The sequence below is a fragment of the Streptomyces sp. SJL17-4 genome (genome assembly GCF_036826855.1).
Taxonomy (GTDB): Bacteria; Actinomycetota; Actinomycetes; order Streptomycetales; family Streptomycetaceae; genus Streptomyces.
Window position 1 is genome coordinate 5,932,099 of the sequence record NZ_CP104578.1, and the last position, 19,099, is coordinate 5,951,197.

13 protein-coding genes are annotated in these 19,099 nt (G+C 73.7%); 7 read left to right on the forward strand and 6 right to left on the reverse strand.

What is annotated here, in order from left to right:
* Positions 1-138 precede the first annotated feature (138 nt).
* The 4 genes from N5875_RS26590 (at position 139) to N5875_RS26605 (ending at position 9,246) form a co-directional block, all read left to right on the forward strand.
* Positions 139-3,546, forward strand: a complete 3,408-nt coding sequence (locus N5875_RS26590) for a BTAD domain-containing putative transcriptional regulator (RefSeq protein ID WP_338496588.1) — start codon at positions 139-141, stop codon at positions 3,544-3,546.
* Between the two features lie 35 nt (positions 3,547-3,581).
* The gene (locus N5875_RS26595) at positions 3,582-4,028 is read left to right on the forward strand and encodes a GNAT family N-acetyltransferase (protein ID WP_318211043.1); all 447 of its coding nucleotides are present in this window, start codon (positions 3,582-3,584) and stop codon (positions 4,026-4,028) included.
* A 173-nt stretch (positions 4,029-4,201) separates the two neighbouring features.
* Positions 4,202-5,398, forward strand: a complete 1,197-nt coding sequence (locus tag N5875_RS26600) for an MFS transporter (RefSeq protein ID WP_338499265.1) — start codon at positions 4,202-4,204, stop codon at positions 5,396-5,398.
* A gap of 155 nt (positions 5,399-5,553) precedes the next feature.
* A complete protein-coding gene (locus N5875_RS26605) occupies positions 5,554-9,246 on the forward strand; it encodes a S8 family serine peptidase (RefSeq protein WP_338496589.1) in 3,693 nt (1,230 codons plus the stop codon).
* Positions 9,247-9,314: 68 nt separating this feature from the next.
* Here N5875_RS26605 and N5875_RS26610 read toward each other — a convergent pair whose 3' ends face one another.
* The 4 genes from N5875_RS26610 to N5875_RS26625 all read right to left on the reverse strand — a co-directional run bounded on the left by N5875_RS26610 (position 9,315) and on the right by N5875_RS26625 (position 14,794).
* Entirely contained in the window at positions 9,315-10,757 is a 1,443-nt protein-coding gene (locus N5875_RS26610) for an acyl-CoA synthetase (RefSeq protein ID WP_338496591.1), read from the reverse strand.
* A gap of 60 nt (positions 10,758-10,817) precedes the next feature.
* On the reverse strand, positions 10,818-12,053 hold the full coding sequence (locus N5875_RS26615; protein ID WP_318211040.1) for an MFS transporter: 1,236 nt from the start codon (positions 12,051-12,053) through the stop codon (positions 10,818-10,820).
* A gap of 71 nt (positions 12,054-12,124) precedes the next feature.
* Complete coding sequence (locus N5875_RS26620; RefSeq protein WP_318211039.1) at positions 12,125-13,678, reverse strand: GAF domain-containing protein; 1,554 nt, start codon at positions 13,676-13,678, stop codon at positions 12,125-12,127.
* A 54-nt stretch (positions 13,679-13,732) separates the two neighbouring features.
* Positions 13,733-14,794 carry a rod shape-determining protein gene (locus tag N5875_RS26625; protein ID WP_318211038.1) on the reverse strand — a complete coding sequence of 354 codons (1,062 nt, stop codon included), beginning with the start codon at positions 14,792-14,794 and terminating at the stop codon, positions 13,733-13,735.
* A 254-nt stretch (positions 14,795-15,048) separates the two neighbouring features.
* Between N5875_RS26625 and N5875_RS26630 the strand changes: the two genes are divergently transcribed.
* A complete protein-coding gene (locus tag N5875_RS26630; protein ID WP_338496592.1) occupies positions 15,049-16,110 on the forward strand; it encodes a hypothetical protein in 1,062 nt (353 codons plus the stop codon).
* A gap of 15 nt (positions 16,111-16,125) precedes the next feature.
* Here N5875_RS26630 and N5875_RS26635 read toward each other — a convergent pair whose 3' ends face one another.
* Entirely contained in the window at positions 16,126-17,019 is an 894-nt protein-coding gene (locus N5875_RS26635; RefSeq protein WP_338496593.1) for an NAD(P)-binding domain-containing protein, read from the reverse strand.
* A gap of 54 nt (positions 17,020-17,073) precedes the next feature.
* On the opposite strand from N5875_RS26635, the gene N5875_RS26640 reads away from it, so the two are divergent.
* Positions 17,074-17,481, forward strand: coding sequence for a MerR family transcriptional regulator (locus tag N5875_RS26640; protein WP_318211218.1), 408 nt, complete (start codon positions 17,074-17,076; stop codon positions 17,479-17,481).
* Between the two features lie 31 nt (positions 17,482-17,512).
* Here N5875_RS26640 and N5875_RS26645 read toward each other — a convergent pair whose 3' ends face one another.
* Entirely contained in the window at positions 17,513-17,950 is a 438-nt protein-coding gene (locus tag N5875_RS26645) for a MarR family transcriptional regulator (RefSeq protein ID WP_318211035.1), read from the reverse strand.
* A gap of 115 nt (positions 17,951-18,065) precedes the next feature.
* Between N5875_RS26645 and N5875_RS26650 the strand changes: the two genes are divergently transcribed.
* Positions 18,066-19,085, forward strand: a complete 1,020-nt coding sequence (locus N5875_RS26650; RefSeq protein WP_318211034.1) for an NADP-dependent oxidoreductase — start codon at positions 18,066-18,068, stop codon at positions 19,083-19,085.
* Positions 19,086-19,099 lie beyond the last annotated feature (14 nt).

Below are 19,099 nucleotides of genomic sequence, written 5' to 3' on the forward strand. Positions count from 1 at the left end.
GTTCGGGAACGGCTCGGGTTCTGTTCGGACCGGGTTCGGGTGCGGGGCGGGCCTGTTCGGGCGGGGCCTGATCGGGCCGCTCGCGGATCGACTCGGATCGGCTCGGGCGGGTGATCGAAGCCGGGTTACGGTGGCCGTATGCGATTCGCGGTGCTGGGGGAGACGGCCGTACGGACCGAGGACGGCGCATCCGTCCGGGTCCCGGAGCTCAAGGTGCGGACCCTGCTCGCCGCGCTCCTCGTCGACCCGGGCCGGCCGGTCGGCGCGTTCCGGCTCGTCGACGACCTCTGGGGCGGCGAGCCGCCCGGCAACCCGCTGCGGGCCCTCCAGGCCAAGGTCTCCCAGCTGCGCCGCGCCCTGGAGGAGGCCGAGCCCGGCGGGCGCGACCTCGTCGTCACGCAGGCGCCCGGCTATCTCCTCGCCGTACCCGAAGGGGCCCTGGACGCCCATGAGTTCGCGCGGATCGCGGCGCGGGCGCGGGAGACGGCGGACCCACGCGCCAGGGCGGAACTGCTCGGCGAGGCGCTCGACCTGTGGCGCGGCCCGGCGTTCGCCGGGTTCGCGGAGGAGCCGTTCGCGCGCGCGGCGGCGGACCGGCTGGAGGAGGAGCGGCTCGTCGTCCGGGAGGCGCTGGCCGAGGCGCGCCTGGAGGCGGGCGAACAGAACGTACTGGCAGGGGAGTTGGCGGAGCTCGTAGCACTGCATCCGCTGCGCGAGCGGCTACGGGCGGTGCAGCTGCGGGCCCTCTACCGGGCGGGGCGGCAGAGCGAGGCGCTCGCCGGGTACGAGGAGCTGCGCACCCTCCTCGCCGACGAGCTGGGCCTCGACCCGAGCCCCGAACTGGCCGCGCTCCACGCGGCGATGCTGAGGCAGGACGCCTCGCTCTCCGCGCCGGCGGCCGCTCCTCCCGCCGAGATCCGGGCGACACCCCGGCCGACCGCGAACGGGGTCCCCGTACGGGGCAATCTGCTCACGCCGCTCGCCGGGATCGTCGGGCGGGACGCGGCCGTCGCCGAGGTGCGGGGGCTGCTCACCGAGCGGCGGCTCGTCACGCTCACCGGGCCGGGCGGAGTCGGGAAGACCCGGCTCGCCGTGGAGGCGGCCGGGCAGCTGCGCGAGGAGTTCGCGGACGGGGTGTGGCTCGTCGAGTTCGCCGGCGCGCGCGGCGAACTCGCCGAGGTCGTCGCCGCCGCGCTCGAACTCCGCGACGACGGGGTGTGGGGGCTGCGGCCCGAGGGGGAGAGGGCGCTCACCACGGCCGAGCGGCTCGCCGAGGTCCTGCGCGGCAGACGTACGCTCCTCGTCCTCGACAACTGCGAACACGTCGTCGACGAGGCGGCCTCGCTCGCCGAGCTGCTGCTGCGCACCGCGCCCGGCCTCGTCGTCCTGACGACCAGCCAGGAGCCGCTCGCCCTCGCGGGCGAGACGCTGTGGGCGGTGGAGCCGCTCGACGGGGACGGTGCGGTGGAACTCTTCACGGCGCGGGCGGCGGCCTCGGCCCCCGGTTTCGGGTCCTGGGCGGCGCTCGATCCCGCCGCCCAGGAGGCGGTACGGGCCATCTGCCGCCGCCTCGACGGCATCCCGCTCGCCCTGGAACTGGCCGCGACCCGCGTCCGCGCACTCGGTGTGCACGGGCTCCTGGCGCGGCTCGACGACCGTTTCCGCCTGCTCGACGCGGGGCTGCGCGGCGCGCCGGCCCGGCAGCAGACCCTGCGGGCGGTCATCGACTGGAGCTGGGAGCTGCTGGGCGAGCAGGAGCGAACGGTGCTGCGGCGGCTGGCCGTCCACGCGGAGGGCTGCACGCTGGCGGCGGCGGAGGAGGTGTGCGCGGGCGGGCCGGTCACCGGCGGCTCCGCCGACTCCGTCGCCCTAGGCGATGTCCTCGGGCTGCTCGCCCGCCTCGTCGACCGCTCGCTCGTCGTGGCTGTCGACGGTCCGGACGGGCCGCGCTACCGGCTCCTGGAGTCCGTCGCCGCGTACTGCCTCGAACGTCTGGAGGACGCGGGCGAGACGGAGGCCGTACGGGAACGGCACCTGGCCCACTACCTGCGGCTCGCCGAGGACGCCGGGGCCGCGCTGCGCGGCCCCGAGCAGCGGCGTCGGCTCGCCCAGCTCGACGCCGAGACGTCGAACCTGAGGGCCGCCCTGGACCGGGCGCTGACCGCGCCCGGCGCCGGACGGAACGCCGGGGCGGCACTCCGGCTCGTCGACGCGCTCGCCTGGTACTGGGTCATGCGGGGCCGCCTGGGCGAGGCGCTCCGCTCGGCGACGGCGGCGCTGCGGACGGCCGTCCCGGAGCCCCCGGAGACCGTGGAGACCCCGGAGGGATTGGAGACCGTGGAGACCCCGGAGGGCCTGGAGACCGTGGAGGACCCGCCGCGGCCCGAACCGGCCGCGCTCCGCGCCCGCGTGGAGGTCTGGCGTACGGGCCTGGTGGTCATGGGCGGCGACGGTACGGACCGGCGACGGCGGATCGCGGACGCCCTCACGGCCTACGACGAGGCCGAGCCGCCCCGCCCCTCGGACCGCGCGTGGGCGCGCTGGTTCCTCGCGCACGCGCTCTGCGGGACCGGCAGCCAGAGCGAGGGCGGCCGGCTGACGGGGGAGGCGCTCGACGGCGCCCGGGCCCACGGGGACCGCTGGGTCGAGGCGGCGGCGCTCGCGGACCGCTCGGTGCAGCGGTTGCTCGGCGGCGACGTGACGGGCGCGGAGGAGGACGCGGCCCGGTCGGACGCGCTGTTCGAGCAGGTCGGCGACGCGTGCTGCCGGCTGTGGTCGGTCTACCCGCTGGCGACGGTCGCCGAGATCCACGGGGAGTACGAGCGGGCCGACCGGCTCAAGCGGGCGGGCCTGGCGGCGGCGGAGGGCCTCGGCCTGACGACCGAGGTGCCGGACCTGCTGGCCGGGATCGGACGTACGGCCCTGCTGAGGGGCGAGCTGGCCGAGGCGCGGGCGTTCCACACGGCGGCGCGGGAGCGGGCGGTGGAGGTCGGGTTCAGGGCGGGCGAGATCAACGCGGTCCTCGGCCTCGGCCTGGGCGCCCGGCGCGAGGGCCTGGTCGACGAGGCCGAGGGGCACATGCGGGAGGTCCTGGACTGGCACCGGGCGGTCGGCCTCGACTCGGCCAACGCGCTGATCCTGGCCGAGCTGGGCTTCTCGGCGCTGGCCCGCGGCGACGCGGCGGGCGCGCTGGAACTCCAGGAGGAGGGCTACGGCACGGCCCTGGCCTCCGGCGACCCCCGTGCGGTCGCGCTCGCCCTGGAGGGTCTGGCCTCGGCCCACGCGGGCGCGGGCCGGGCGGAGGGCGCCGCCCTCCTCCTGGGTACGGCGTCGGCCCTCCGCGCCTCGACGGGCGCACCACTGCCCCCGGCGGAACGCGCGGACGTCGACGCCACAGAGGCGAGGGCCCGCACGACCCTGAGCCCCGAGGCCTACACGAGCGCCTTCACCCACGGCACGACCCTGCCCCACGAACAGGCGGTGGCAGAGGCGGGGCTGCCTGCCGAGGCCCCGGGCCCGACGCTTGCACCCTTGACCAAAACGTAAGGATCACCTGCCCCTCCCGCCCCTATACTCACCCCATGTCCGAGTTCACCGTCCGGCGTGCCGTCGCCGAGGATTCCAAGCGGCTCACCCGGCTGGTCCGGACCTCCCGGGCCTATCGGGGGGACTACGCCCGCATGGTCGAGGGGTACCAGGTCGGTGGCGCGTACATCGAGCACCATTCCGTCTTCGTCGCCGTCGACGCGAGCGACCGCGTGCTCGGCTTCTACGCGCTGCTCGTCGACGACGCCGAGCTCGACCTCGCCTTCGTCGCCGACAGCGCCCAGGGGCTCGGCATCGGGCGGCTGCTCATGGAGCACATGACCGGCCAGGCCAGGGCCGCCGGGCTCACGGCCGTGCGGGTCGTCGCGCATCCGCCCGCCGAGGAGTTCTACCTGCGCACCGGCGCCGTCCGGACCGGAACCGTCCCGCCCACCGGTCACATCCACTGGGATCGGCCCGAGCTCCGGTACGACATCGCGTGACCGCCACCGAGCCGCAGTCCGCCAACGACTCCCCCGTCCCCGAGCCGCAGTCCGCCAACGACTCCCCCGCCACCGAGCCGCAGTCCGCCAACGACTCCCCCGCCACCGAGCCGCAGTCCGCCAACGACTCCCCGGCCCCCGAGCGCCGTCGGCTCTTCGCCGATCTCACTCCGCTGCGGACCTCCGCCCACTACCGGCGCCTCTGGTTCGGCAGCGCCGTCTCCTGGGTCGGGCAGGGGATGACGTCGCTCGCCGTCTCCCTCCAGGTGTACGACATCACCCGCTCGCCCTTCTCCGTCGGGCTCGTCGGGCTGTTCTCCCTCGTGCCGCTCGTCGTCTTCGGGCTGTACGGCGGTGCCATCGCCGACACCGTCGACCGCCGCAAGCTCGGGCTCTACAGCGCCTGCGGCTCCGCCGTCCTCTCGGTCGCGCTCGCCACCGCCGCGTTCGGCGAATTCCACCGCGTCTGGTTCCTGTACGGGATCGTCGCCCTCCAGGCCGTCTGCGCCGCCCTCAACGCGCCCGCCCGGTCCTCGATGATCCCCCGCCTCCTGCCGCCCGAGCAACTGCGCGCCGCCAACGCCCTGAACTCGATGGTCACGACCTTCGGCATGCTCGTCGGGCCGAGCCTCGGCGGGCTGATCGTCGGATTCGCCGGGTACCAGACCGCGTACCTCGTCGACGCCCTCGCCTTCGCCGCGAGCCTGTACGCGATGTGGCGGCTGCCGTCGATCCTCCCCGAACGGAAGGGCGGCAAGAGGGCCTCCGTACTCGACGGGCTGCGGTTCCTCGCGACCCGGCCCAACCTCCGTATGACGTTCTTCTCGGACTTCTGCGCGATGATCCTGGCCCACCCCCGCGCCCTGTTCCCCGCCATCGCCGTGCTCTGGTTCGGCGGCGACGCGAAGACCGCCGGACTCCTCGTCGCCGCGCCCGCGTTCGGGGCGCTGCTCGGCGGGGTGCTCTCCGGCTGGCAGGGGCGCATCCGGCATCACGGGCAGGCGATCCTGATCGCCGTCGCCTGCTGGGGGACCGCCATCGCCGTCTTCGGGCTCACCCGGAACCTCTGGCTGGGGCTGCTCCTGCTCGCCCTCGCCGGCTGCTCCGACACCGTCTCGATGATCTTCCGCAACACGATGATGCAGGTCGCGGCGCCGGACGAGATGCGCGGCCGGCTCCAGGGCGTGTTCATCGTGGTGGTCGCCGGCGGACCCCGGCTCGGGGACTTCCTCGCGGGCTCCGTGGCCGATCTGACCTCGCCCGCGGTCGCCGTCACCGGCGGCGGGATCGCCTGTGTCGTCGCGGTCGGCGCCCTCGCCCTGTACGGGCGCGGTTTCCGCCGGTACGACGCCCTCGACCCGACTCCGTGACCAATTCTCCACGAACGGACCGTCCTGTTCTGGCGGTTGGCCGCCACGGCACATAACCGCCAGGACCGAGCGGAGTCAACTCCCGTCCACCTGGCCAAGACTCCTCGCGGCACCCGGAAACACCCCCGACCCCGGGTCCGCGAGGAGTTCGAACGATGACGTCGAGGACCACACCCTTCGACAGAGGAAGAGCCGCGCTGATCGCCGCGGGCGTCTCCCTCGTGATGCTCTCGGCCGGGCAGACCGCCGCCGCCGGGACCACCACCGCCGCCGCCGTACCGGACACCTTCAAGGGGGCGACGGCGAGCAGCACCGTCACCCTCGTCACCGGCGACCGCGTCACCCTCACGGACCTCGGCGGCGGCCGGCAGACCGTCACCGTCGACCGGGCCAAGGGCGCCACCGGTGCGATACGCAGCCAGATCGCCGACGGCCGGGTCATGGTCGTTCCCGACGAGGCCCGCCCCTACCTGGCCTCCGGCGCGCTCGACCCGCGCCTTTTCGATGTCACCGGCCTCGTCGAGCAGGGCATCACCGGCGAACTCCCGCTGATCGTCACGTACGGTGGCAAGGGCGCCCGTACCGCCGCGCCGACCCCGCGCGGTGCCGAGACCGTCCGCCCGCTGCCCAGCATCGGCGGCGCCGCCGTCACCGCCACCGACGCCGCCGCCTTCTGGCGCGGCTTCACCGGGAAGACCCCGAACGCCCGCGCCGCCGCCCCCGCCAAGGTCTGGCTCGACGGCCGCGTCGAGGCCGCCATGGCCGAGTCCAACGCCCAGATCGGCACCCCGAAGGCCTGGGAGGCCGGGCTCACCGGCAAGGGCGTGAAGGTCGCCGTCCTCGACACCGGCGTCGACGTCGGCCACCCCGACCTCGCCGGCCGGGTCAGCGAGACCAGGTCGTTCATCGAGGGCCAGGAGGTCGCCGACCGCGACGGCCACGGCACCCACGTCACCTCCACCGTCGGCGGCAGCGGCGCCGCTTCGGACGGCAAGGAGAAGGGCGTCGCCCCCGGCGCCACCCTCGCCGTCGGCAAGGTCCTCAGCGACGAGGGCAGCGGCACCGAGTCGCAGATCATCGCCGGCATGGAGTGGGCCGCCAAGGACATCGACGCGAAGATCGTCTCGATGAGCCTCGGCTCCCGCGAACCCAGCGACGGCACCGACCCGATGGCCCAGGCCGTCAACACCCTCAGCGCCGAGACCGGCGCCCTCTTCGTCATCGCCGCCGGGAACTCCGGCTACCCCGGCTCCATCGGCTCGCCCGGCGCCGCCGACTCCGCGCTCACCATCGGCGCCGTCGACTCGGCCGACGAAGCCGCCTACTTCACCAGCCAGGGCCCCCGCCACGGCGACCAGGCCCTCAAGCCCGACCTGTCGGCGCCCGGCGTGAACATCCTCGCCGCCCGCTCCCAGCTCGCCACCGGCAGCGGCCTCTACACCTCCATGAGCGGTACGTCGATGGCGACCCCGCACGTCGCCGGCGTCGCCGCCCTGCTCGCCGAGCAACACCCCGACTGGACCGGCGCCCAGCTCAAGAACGCGCTGATGTCCTCGTCGAAGACGCTCGACGCCTCCTCGTACGCGCTCGGCTCCGGCCGGGTCGACGTGGCCGCCGCGATCGCCGCGAACGTCACCGCGACCGGCTCCGCCGACCTCGGCTACACCGCCTGGCCCTACGAGACGAACGAGCCGGTCACCAAGGCCATCACCTACACCAACTCCTCGGACACCGCGGTCGAGCTGAACCTCGCCGTCGAAGGCATGCCGGCCGGTGTCGCCGCCCTCGCCGACACCACCCTCACCGTGCCCGCCCACGGCACCGCGAGCACCACCGTCACCGGCGACGGCACCAAGGCCCCCGTCGGCCAGTCCTCCGGCCGGGTCACCGCCAGCGCCGCCGGAACCGTCGTCGCGCACACCGCGCTCGGCCTGGTGAAGGAGGAGGAGCGCTACACCCTCACCGTCCACGTCAAGGACCGCGACGGCGCCCCGACCCCCGCCTTCCTGGGCGTCAAGCAGCTCGCCCAGGGCACGGACCCCTTCCCGGCCACCGTCGGCGAGTCCGGCACCCTCGAACTCCGCCTGAAGCCCGGCACGTACACCGTCGACACCTTCCTCGACGTCCGCGGCTCCCACGGCAAGGACTCCCTCGGCCTCGGCTTCCTCACCGCGCCGGAGATCACCCTCGACCGCGACCGCGAGATCACCCTCGACGGGCGGCAGCTCCGCGAGATCCGCGCCGAGGTCGAGAAGCGCACCGAGACCCGGCAGCTCCTGATGGAGTTCGACCGGGACGCCAACGGCGCCTCCTACGGCGGAGCCGTCCAGGTCCCGCCGACGTACGACTCGATCTTCGCGGCGCCCACCGCGAAGCCCGCCACCGGCACCTTCGAGTACCGGACGGTCTGGCGCCTCGGCAAGCCGATGCTGGAGGCGAGCGTCGACGGCTCCCGCCTCTCCGACGCCACCCCGCAGGCCGGCGCCACCCTCCTGGAGGGCAGCCACCGACTCGGCCTCGTCGACGCGGGCACCGGAACCCCCGCCGAGTACACCGGCAGGAACGCCACCGGCAAGGCCGTCCTCGTCCGCCTGACCGAGGGCGCCGACCCGACGCAGCTCGCCCAGAACGCCCAGGACGCGGGCGCCAAGGCCCTGTTCGTCACCGACGACCAGCCCGGCCGGCTGATGAAGTTCTTCGGCACCGCCGACTACGAGGACCGGCCGCTCGCCGTCGCCACCGTCAACACCGCCGACGCCCAGCGCCTCGCGGCCGCCGCCGCCCGAGGCCAGCGCGTCGACCTGACCGGCACCCGCTTCACCCCGTTCACCTACGACCTCTCCGAGGGCCACCCCGGCGCCATCGGCAAGGACCTGGTCTTCCGGCCCGACGAGGACGAACTCGCCACCATCCGCTCCACCTTCTACGCGCCCACCAAGCGCACGGAACTGGGCGGCGAGTTCCGCTACTCGATCACCGACACCTTCCCGATCGGCTTCGGCTTCAAGGAGTGGATCTCCTTCCCGACCCAGCGCACCGAGTACGTCTCCACCGGCACCGGCCAGCGCTGGCACGAGTCCGTCGACCTCGGGGACTCCCTGGAGGAGCGCGGCGGCACCCCGTCCTACCGGGGCGGCAGCCGGGTGAACCTCGACTGGTTCGGCCCCGTCTGGCACCCGTGGCTCGGCACCGGCCTCGGCTGGGGCCAGCAGCGCACCGGCAACAACCTGAACTTCAACACCCCCGGCTGGGGCGACTCCGGCACCGACCACACCGGCTTCGGCAACGTGTGGAACGACGACTCGATGACCCAGTACACCGAGGTGTACGTCAACGGCACCCGCGTCGACCGCAAGATGAGCTCCGGCGCCTACGCCTGGGACGCCCCCGCGGAGGAGGCTACCTACAAGGTCGTCACCGACACCGCGCTCGACCCGGCGCGCTGGCGGCTCGCCGGCAAGGGCCACAGCGAGTGGACCTTCCGCTCCGCCGAGACGCCGAGCGACCGGATCACCTACCTGCCGATGCTCAACCTCGGCTTCGACGTGGACACCGACATCAACGGTGACGTCCGCGCCGGAAGCAGGCTGCCCGTCGGGATCTTCGCCGAGTACGTGGAGGGCGCGACCGGTACCGGCAGCATCACCGGCGGCACCCTGGAGGTCTCCTACGACGAGGGCAGGACCTGGACCAAGGTCGCCCTCAAGAAGTCGCGGCACGGCGCCGCCTGGGACGGCGAGCTGCGCGTCCCGTCCGGCGCGGGCTCCGTCTCGCTGCGGGCCGGGGCGAGCGACGACCGGGGCGGCTCGGTCACGCAGGAACTGATCCGCGCGGTGGGCGTGAAGTAGCCACCGTCACGTGAACGAAGCCGGGCCCCCCTCCCGCCGCTGCGGGAGGGGGGCCCGGCCGTTCCGTCTCAACCGCCCTCGGTCAACGCCTTCTTGAGGATCTTGCCCATGTCGTTGCGGGGGAGGGCGTCGAGACGGCGCACCACGCGGGGCCGCTTGTGCGGGGCGAGGAGGCGCGCCACATGGTCGGCGAGCTCCGCGTCCGTCGGAGGCTTCTCGGGGTCCTCGGGCACCACCCAGGCCACGATCCGCTCGCCCAGGTCCGGGTCGGGCTCGCCGGTGACGGCCGCCTCCCGGACGCCGGGGTGGTCGAGGAGCGCGTTCTCTATCTCGCCCGCCCCGATCTTGTAGCCGCCGCTCTTGATCAGGTCGGTCGCCCTGCGGCCCACGAGCCGCACCGCGCCGTCCGCCTCCCGGACCGCCATGTCGCCGGTGCGGAACCAGTCGCCGTCGAAGGCCGCGGCCGTCGCGTCGGGCCGGTTGAGGTACCCGGAGAACAGGTTCGGGCCGCGTACCTGCACCTCGCCGACGGTCTCCCCGTCGAGCTCCTCGACGACGGAGCCGTCCTCGTCGACGAGCCGCAGGTCCACGCCCGCGAGCGGGTGTCCGACGGTCCCCGGCCGGGGCGCGCCGCCCGGCAGCACGCTGGTGTTCATGAGCGTCTCGGTCATCCCGTACCGCTCGACGACCGTGCGGCCCGTCGCCGCCGTGATCCGCTCGTGGTCGTGGACGGGGAGCGCCGCGGAGCCGGAGACGAGGATCCGCGCACCCGCCAGGGCGGCGGCCAGGGCGTCGTCCCCGGCGAGCGCGTCCGCGAGGCGGTGGTACATGGTCGGTACGCCGAACAGCATGGTGCCGCCCTCGCCCAGCTCCCGCGCCACTCCCACCACCGAGAACGCGCCCAGGTGCCGGACCTCGCCGCCCCGGCGCAGCGGCCCCAGGACGCCGAGTATCAGCCCGTGGACGTGGAACAGCGGCAGCGCGTGCACGAGGACGTCGTCCGCCGTCCACGACCAGGCGTCGGCGAGCGCGTCGAGCGAGGCGGCGACGGCCCGCCGGGACAGCAGGACGCCCTTGGGCGGTCCGGTGGTGCCCGAGGTGTAGACGACGAGGGCGGTGGACTCGGCGTCGGCGGGCTCCCCGACGGGCGGACCGCTCGCCCCGAGGTCCACGACGATCCGGGGGAGTCCGGCGAGCCCGGCCGGCAGTACGTCGCCCACGCCCGTGAGCACGGCCGTCGGCTTGCTGTCGTCCAGGATGTGCGCCAGCTCGCGCTCACCGGTCCGCGGGTTGAGCGGTACGGCGGGCACGCCCGCGAGCAGGGCGCCGACGACCGCGACCGCCGTGTGCGCGGTCGGCGTGGCCCAGACGGCGACCCGCCCCGCGCCCCCGAGGCGCGCGGCCAGGGCCCGGGCGGCGCGCGCCAGTTCCTCGTACGTCAGGGCGTCCGGGCCGCAGCGCAGCGCGGGCCGGTCGGAAGGGGCCGCAAGGGCCGGGAAGAGCGCACTCACCGGTCGTACTCCTCGGGTCGAGGTCGAGATCGAGGGTTCCGGGAGGCATTCTGCCGTCCGTCAGGGACGGCCCGCCGTGACCTTCGTCGCCTCCGGCGCCGGGTCCTCGCCCTCCGGCCGGATGCCCCGCATCCGGCCCCACGCGTACACACAGCCCGCCAGCGCCAGGTCCGAGAGCAGCATGAAGCCGATCGAGTACGAGTCCTTGGCGCTGTAGATCGCGCCCATCACCAGCGGCGGGAGGAATCCGCCGAGCCCGCCCATCGCGCCGACGATGCCGGTCACACTGCCGACCTTGGCCTGCGGGGTGACCTGCGAGACCAGGGCGAAGACGGAACCGCTGGCCGTGCCGAGACCGGCCGCCATGATGAGCAGCGCGGTCGTGCCGCCCGGATTCAGCGGCGGGTCGAAGGCCTGGACGATCGCGAGGAGCGCGACCACGCCGAGCGCGACGGCCGTGACGAGCGCCGGGTGGATCCGGTCCGAGAGCCAGCCGCCGATCGGCCGGAAGATGACGGTCACCAGGGCGAATCCGGCCGCCTTCGTGCCCGCGTCCGTCGGGTCGAGCTCGTACCAGGTCTTCAGATACGTGGGCAGGTAGACGCCGAACGCCACGATGCCGCCGAAGCCGATCGCGTACAGCGCCGACAGCTCCCACGTCACCCGCAGCCGCCCCGCCGAGCCGAGCCGGGTCGCCAGGGAGGCGGTGGGCACGGGCCGGTCGGGCCGGTCGGTGATGAAGAACATGGCGAGCACCGCGTACGCCGCGAGCGCGACCGCCACCACGATGAACGGCAGGTTCTCGCCGTGCTTCGCGATGCGCGGCGTGAAGTAGCCGGAGAGCGCCACACCGCCCATGCCCATGCCGAACACACCGAGCGCCAGACCGCGCTTCTCGGGCGGGAACCAGGAGTTGACCAGCGGGATGCCGATCGCGAACGTCGTGCCGCCGAGGCCGAGGAGGAAGGCGACGATCAGCATCAGGCCGTAGCTGTCCTTGACCACGATGAGCAGCAGGACGGGGATGATCGTCAGCGCCGAGACCAGCGGGAACATCAGCTTCGCGCCGTACCGGTCGGTCAGCGCGCCGGCCGGGATGCGGCCGAGCGAGCCGACCAGGACGGGGACCGCGACGAGCAGCGACTGCTCGAAGGAGCTGAGTTCGAGCCGGTCGCCGTACCAGCTGGCGAGGGGGGCGATCAGGTCCCACGCCCAGAAGGTGAGCGTGAAGCCGATGGTGGCCGCCACCAGGTTGCGGTAGGCCGCCGTTGTCGGGGGCTTGGTCTCGGTGTCCACGCCTCCAGTCAAGATCGGGGAGGGGCGGGCGGCGCGCGGGAGTGCTCCGTACGAGTGTCCGGTACGGGTGACTACGGCCAGGTCACCGTCGTCGGCGGGCTGCCGTCGTCCGTGACCCGGAGCCGGGCCCCCTCGTCCCCGCCCGCCCCGCCCACCGACACGTCCACCGTGATCGCGCCGATCCCCGAGCGCCGGTGCGCCGCCGCCAGTGCCCCGCGCAGCGCGGCGAGGAGAGCGGTCGCCGACTCCTCGTCGATGAGGGTGTCCACCGCTCCGGCGAAGTGCACGGACGGTTGGAAGCCGAGCAGGACCGCCGCCCCGCCGGTCTCCCGCAGCACCTTTCCCCGGAAGGACGTCGGGGCGTCCGCCGGCGGCTGCTGGAGGGCGAAGATCGTCGTGCGGACCTCCTGGATCGTGGAGTCCAGCTCGTCCACCGCCCGCCCGAGGAGCGCGCTGTCCTCGGAGGAGTCGACCGACCGCCGCCGGGTGGACTCCAGCATCATCTCCGTGGCGAACAGGCGCTGGACGACCAGGTCGTGCAGATCGCGGGCGATCCGGTCCCGGTCCTCGTACACCGCGAGCCGTTCCCTGTCGTGCCGTGCGTCGGCGAGGACCAGCGCGAGCGCGGCCTGCGAGGCGAACTGCGAGGCGAGGAGCCGGTCGACCGCCGTGTACGGCCGGTCGCCGCGCCGCCGGGGGAGAGCGAGCGTGCCGATGAGCTTTCCGCCGCTCTGCAGGGGCAGCATCATCGACGGGCCGAAGCGGGAGCGGACATGGGTGGTCATCCGTGGATCGGTCGCCGAGTCCTCGATGAACACGGGCTCCCCGCCGAGGAGCTGGACGAGCACGGGGGAGCCGGGCGCGATCGCCGTGCCGACCAGATCGCCCGGGTCGTCCGTCGTCGAGGCGGCGACGATCTCCATCCCGCCCTCGGTGGTGGGCTGGAGGACGACCCCGGCCGAGGCGCCGGCGAGGATACGGGCCCGCTCGGCGACGGTCATCAGCGCGTTCTCGGCTGACGCGCCGGTCAGCAGGGCCGTGGTCACGGCGGCCGCGCCCTCGATCCAGCGCTCCCGCTGCCGGGCGGTCTCGTACAGCCGGGCGTTGCCGATGGCGATGCCGGCCTGCGAGGCGAGGACCCGGAGCAGGGAGAGGTCCTCCTCGGTGAAGCCGCCGCCGCGCTTCTCTGTGAGGTACAGATTGCCGAAGACCTCGGTGTGGACCCGGATGGGGACGCCGAGGAAGGTGTGCATCTCCGGGTGCCCGGCGGGTACGCCCGAGGAGCGCGGGTCGGCCGTCAGGTCGTCGATCCGCAGCGGCCGCTGGTCCTGGACGAGAGCGCCGAGCAACCCGGCGTGGCCGTCGGGAAGGCGGCCGATGCGCTGCCGCTCCTCGTCCGTCATCCCGGAGGTGAAGAGCTCGGTGATGCGGCGGCGCTCGGGGTCGACGACCCCGAGCGCGCCGTAGCGGGCCCCGATGAGCTCGGTCGCGGAGTCCACGATGTGCTGGAGGGTGGAGCGGAGTTCGAGGTCCGTGCCGACGCTGAGGACGGCTTCGAGCAGCATCGGCAGACGGGGCGCGTCCTCGTCGGTGTCCCCGTCCGTGTCCTCGTCCATGATCGTCATGGTCTCATTGTCGTACGAATCGTTCGCTTTCGCGGGATTGTGTCCGATCGGAGATCAGTCCTCGTCCGGCACCGGGTTCCGCTCCGACAGCGGGTCGAGGACCATCGGCTGGACCTTGCCCTCCAGCATCGCGCCGAGGCCCAGCACCGCGCACACGTCGGGACGTTCGGCGATGTGGACCGGCATGCCGGTCGCCGCGCGCAGCATCTGGTCGAGCCCCGGCAGCAGGGCGCTGCCGCCGACCATCATGATCCCGCGGTCCGCGAGGTCGGCCACCAGATCGGGCGGGCAGTCCCGCAGCACCTTCCCGATGCCGTCGAGGACCGCCGTCAGCGGGGTGTGGATCGCCTCCCGCACGGCGGCGGTGTCGACGGTCACCGAGCGGGCCAGGCCGGTGGCGACGTCACGGCCGTGGATCTCGGTCCAGGCCGGGCCGTGGGGCGTCAGGCCGTTTCCGCTGAGGGCCAGTTGGAGGGGGCGCACCGACTGGCTCGGCAGCATCAGCTCGTGGTGGTGGCGCAGGTGCTGGATGACGGCGTGGTCGATGGCGTCGCCGCCGACGGGCATCCGCTCCGCCGTGACGATCGAGCCGAGCGAGAGCACCGCGACCTGCGTGGTCGCGGCGCCGCACACCAGGATCATGGTCGCGGTCGGCTGCTCGACCGGCAGCCCGCAGCCGACGGCCGCCGCGATCAGCGTGTCGACCAGCTCGACGCGGCGGGCCCCGAGACCGACGAGGGTCTCCACGGCGGCGCGCTGGGCGAGCGGGTCGCTGTCGTGCGGGGTGCAGGCGGCGGCGCGCAGCCGGGGCTTGCGGCGGAGCTGCCGACGCAGCTTCTCGCCGAGGAGGTGGCGGAGCATGCGCTGCGCCATCTCGATGTCGACGACCGTGCCGCCCGAGACGGGGCGGACGACCCGGATGTAGTCGGGGGTGCGGCCGGTCATCTTCTCGGCCAGCGCGCCGACGGCGATCAGCGCTCCGGTACGGGTGTTGACGGCGGCGACGCTCGGCTCGTCGACGACGAGTCCGGCGCCCTTGACGAAGACCCGGGTGCGGGCGGCACCCAGGTCGACGGCGACATGGCAACGACGCAGCTGCTCAAGGCTGACGGTCACGGCGGATCCTCCGGAGTGCGGTGCTGGCACGGGCGAGGGGGGTTCGCGTTTCGCGGTCCTGTTCGCATCGTCCGGCCGTCCGGGGCGCGGCGCGCGCTGGGCTGCGCCGCCCGGGGCCCCGCTCCGATGCGCCCGGCAGGACGTACCGAAGCGGGAGAATCACGACGCACCGCCGACGACCTGCGGTTTCCTCACAGAATCCTCACTTCCGCGCCTACCTGTGGCCGTACCCGGCCGCATAGCCTGCGGGCCCCATGGACTACTGCCACGCGTGCCGGCGGCATCTCAACGGGGCCCTCGCCTGTGCCGGGTGCGGGACTCCCGTCGAGGAACTGCGGTACGAGACCCCCCACATGTCCGGCCGGCCGGCCGAGCCCGTCCAGGCGTTCCCGTCGGCCCGGCCGGTGGAGCCCGCCGGGCCCGGGTACGGGTACGGGTACGGGTACGGACCTGGGCCCGAGTACGCGCCGGGTCCCGAGCACACCCCGGCGCCCGACGGCAGCGCCGGCTACGCCTCGGCGCCCGAACACGCGTCGGAGCCCGAGCAGGCGCCGGCTCCCGAGTACGCGTCGGCGCCCGAGCACGTCTACGAACTCGATGTCCTCGAACCGCCCCGCCCGGCCCCCGGCGGTCGCCGTGCCGCCCGCGGCGCCGCGCAGGGCCGGTCCGCCGAACGCGGCCGCGGGGCCGCGCGCAAGGGCCGCCGCGCGCGGAGCCGTCGGGGCCGTACGGTCCTGGTGGGCACCCTCGGCCTGGTGCTCGCGGCCGGTTCGCTGAGCCTGGCCCGGCTCGCCATGGAGGAACCGGAGCAGGCGGGCGCCGCCACGGCGGTGGAGGAACTGGAGGTCACCGAGTCCCCGCTCGCCCCGGAGCCCGTCGAGACCACCGCGGCCCCGGACGGCGGCAACCCGTCACCGGTCACGTCCGCGCCGACCCGCCCCCGTCAGGTGAGCGCGGACACGAGCGAGGGCACGGGCTCAGGGTCGGGCTCGGGCACGGACACGGGATCGGGTACCGGCTCCGGTACGGGTACGGGATCAGGTACGGGCTCCGGTACGGGGACGGGCTCCGGTACGGGGAGCGGGAGCGGGGGCGCCCCGCCGCACCCGTCGACGCCCGCCGACCCGGCGACCCGGCCCGCGACCCCCACCGCGAACCCGTCGGCCACGAAGGCCCACACGCCTCCGTCCAGCACGCCGACCGCCACCGGCCCGACCCCGTCGACCACGGCCACGACCCCCACTCCCACCCCCACGCCGACCCCGACCCCGACCCCGACCGAGACGTGCACCCCCTTCCTCTGGTGGTGCGTCTGAGCGGCGCCGGCGGCGTCAGCCGGCCGCGGGCCTGCCGAACTCCTCGATCAGGACCGGGTACTGCTCGCCGCCGTGACCGGCGGCGATCGCGCGGTCGGCCATCGCCTTGAACAGCTTGGGGAGTTCGGCGTTGACGCCCAGCGCCTCGCTCTCCTCGATCAGGTGCTCCATCGCCCGCGCGTCGGTCTCCAGGGCCGACACCTCGGCCGGGAAGGAACCGGCGTCGATCTGCTCGGCGTAGCCCGGGAGCCAGTCGGCGACCCCGGCGGCGATCTGCCGGGCGAACGGCGCGTACGTCGCCGCGTCGACGCCGGCCGTCCTGAGCATGGCCGTGCCCTGGAGCCAGGCGTTCAGGACGCTCCACATCATGGCCAGGCCGGCCACGTCGTACAGGGCCGCGAGCCCGTGGTCCTCGCCGAGGTGGGTGACGGTGCCGAGCGCTTCGAGGGTGGGGCGGTGGGCCTCGAAGTCCGCCTTCGGGCCGCTGTGCAGGATGACCGCCTCGGCGGTGCCGATCACCGGCGGAACGGCCATGATCGCGCCGTCCAGGTAGCGGGCGCCGCGCCGCTCGGCCCAGCGGGCGGTGTCGCGGGCCTGGGCCGAGTCGCCGGAGGTCAGGTTGAGCAGGGTGGTGCCGTCGAGCTTCCCGCCGTTCACCTCGTCCGTGTCGAGCAGTTCGCGCACGGCCCGGTAGTCGGTGAGGCAGACGAGGGTCAGGGGGCTCGCGTGGAGCGCGGCGCCGACGCTCGGCGCCAGATGTGCGCCCTCGGCCACCAGCGCGGCGGCCTTGGCGTGCGTACGGTTCCAGACGGTGGTCGGGTGTCCGGCGCGGAGGAAGGCGCCGGCGAGGGCCTGTCCCATCAGGCCGAGTCCAATGACGGTCACGGGTGCGGCAGTTCTGTCGGTCATGGCAGCATCGTGAACGTTGATACCGGTGTGAAGGTCAAGCGAGCGGGGGTCGCGATGCGGATCGGGGAGTTGAGCCGCCGGACGGGTGTCCACACCCATCAGTTGCGCTACTACGAGGCCCAGGGCCTCCTCGAGGCGGAGCGCGGCACCAACGGGTACCGCGTGTACGACGAGAGCGCCGTGCTGCGGGTGAAGCAGATCCGGCACCTGCTCGGCGCCGGGCTGTCCTCCGAGGACATCGCGTACCTGCTGCCCTGCGCGCAGGGCGAGGTCCCGGAGCTGCTCGGCTGCCCCGAGCTGCTGGCCGCGATGCGGTCGCGGCTGGGGCGGATCGACGACCAGATGGAGCGGCTCGCCCGGTCCCGCGACGCGCTCACCGTCTACATCGACGCGGCCGAGCGCACGGGCGCGGAGGCGTACCCGCCCTTCGACGGATCCGACCGGGAGCCCGTCCCCGCCTGAGCGCCGGGGCTTCCCGCGAAGCTCCAGACCTCTAGACGTCCGGCTGGACGCCCAGCATCCGCTTCAGCAGGTCCCGCAGCAGTGTCCGCTCGGCCTCGGTCAGCTCGCCGAGCGGCTCGCGCGCGAAGTCCAGGGACTCGCGCAGCCGGTGCGCCGTCGCGCTGCCCTCCTCCGTGGGGACGGCCAGTTTGACGCGGCGGTCGGCCGGGTCGGGGCGGCGCTCCACCAGGCCCCGGGCCTCCAGGCGGTCCACGATCCCGGTGACGTTGGACGGCTCGCACTTCAGCTTCTGGGCGATGCGGCGCATCGGCAGCGGATCCAGCGAGAGCAGGCCGAGGACACGCGCCTGCGCGCCGGTCAGCGCGTGCTGCGCGGCGGCCTGCTCGTACTCCTCGTAGTAGCGCGCGACGACCGTGCCGATCAGCTCGACGACTTCGAGGGTCAGGGGGTCCGTGCGTGGGGTGGCCATGCCCTCCATCCTACCCAGATACTTGACAACATAAAATATCTAGGTGCATGGTTGTTTCAGGTAGTGAATCTTTTGTGATCTGAAGCTTTTCGTACGTTCTCTGGAGGCCGTGCTCATGTCCGTTCTTCCCGCGTCCAGCCGTGAGTGGCACCTCGTCGCCCGTCCGCACGGCTGGCCGACCCCCGCGGACTTCGCGCTCCGTGAGACCCCCGTCACCGAGCCCGCCGAGGGCCGGATCCTGGTCAGGAACCTGCACTTCTCCGTCGACCCGTACATGCGCGGCCGCATGAACGACGTGAAGTCGTACATTCCGCCGTTCAAGCTGGACCACCCCATGGACGGCGGCGCGGTCGGCGAGGTCATCGCCTCGAACGCCGAGGGCTTCGCCGTCGGCGACCACGTCCTGCACGGCCTCGGCTGGCGCGAGTACGCCGACGTCCCGGCCCAGCACGCCACCAAGGTCGACCCGGAGCTCGCCCCGCTCTCCGCCTACCTCGGCGTCCTCGGCATGACCGGCCTCACCGCCTACGCCGGCCTCTTCGACGTCGCCTCCTTCAAGGAGGGCGACGCGGTCTTCGTCTCCGGCGCGGCCGGCGCCGTCGGCAGCCAGGTCGGCCAGATGGCGCGCCTCAAGGGCGCCTCCCGGGTCATCGGCTCCGCCGGCTCCGACGAGAAGGTGAAGTTCCTCGTCGAGGAGCTCGGCTTCGACGCGGCCTTCAACTACAAGAACGGCCCGGTCAAGGACCAGCTCCGCGAGGCCGCCCCGGACGGCATCGACGTCTACTTCGACAACGTCGGCGGTGACCACCTCGAAGCCGCGATCTCCTCGCTCAACGTGCACGGCCGCGCCACCATCTGCGGCATGATCGCCCAGTACAACGACACCGAGCCGGTCGCGGGACCGCGCAACATGGCGATGATCATCGGCAAGCGGCTCCGGCTCCAGGGCGTCCTCGTCGGCGACCACTACGGCCTCCAGCAGCAGTTCGTCCAGGAGGTCGGCGGCTGGCTCGCCGCCGGCGAGCTCAAGCACCGCGAGACCTTCGCCGAGGGCATCGAGAACGGTGTGGACGCCTTCCTCGGACTGCTCCGCGGCGACAACACCGGAAAGATGATCGTCTCGGTGACCCGTTAGTCTTCCCTCAGCCG

Excerpts from the sequence above, each read along its gene's own strand:
- N5875_RS26635 (WP_338496593.1), bottom strand. The coding sequence starts at position 17,019 with ATGACCGACAGAACTGCCGCACCCGTGACCGTCATTGGACTCGGCCTG.
- N5875_RS26620 (WP_318211039.1), bottom strand. The coding sequence starts at position 13,678 with ATGACGATCATGGACGAGGACACGGACGGGGACACCGACGAGGACGCG.
- N5875_RS26630 (WP_338496592.1), top strand. The coding sequence starts at position 15,049 with ATGGACTACTGCCACGCGTGCCGGCGGCATCTCAACGGGGCCCTCGCC.
- N5875_RS26595 (WP_318211043.1), top strand. The coding sequence starts at position 3,582 with ATGTCCGAGTTCACCGTCCGGCGTGCCGTCGCCGAGGATTCCAAGCGG.
- N5875_RS26590 (WP_338496588.1), top strand. The coding sequence starts at position 139 with ATGCGATTCGCGGTGCTGGGGGAGACGGCCGTACGGACCGAGGACGGC.
- N5875_RS26645 (WP_318211035.1), bottom strand. The coding sequence starts at position 17,950 with ATGGCCACCCCACGCACGGACCCCCTGACCCTCGAAGTCGTCGAGCTG.
- N5875_RS26650 (WP_318211034.1), top strand. The coding sequence starts at position 18,066 with ATGTCCGTTCTTCCCGCGTCCAGCCGTGAGTGGCACCTCGTCGCCCGT.
- N5875_RS26640 (WP_318211218.1), top strand. The coding sequence starts at position 17,074 with ATGCGGATCGGGGAGTTGAGCCGCCGGACGGGTGTCCACACCCATCAG.
- N5875_RS26605 (WP_338496589.1), top strand. The coding sequence starts at position 5,554 with ATGACGTCGAGGACCACACCCTTCGACAGAGGAAGAGCCGCGCTGATC.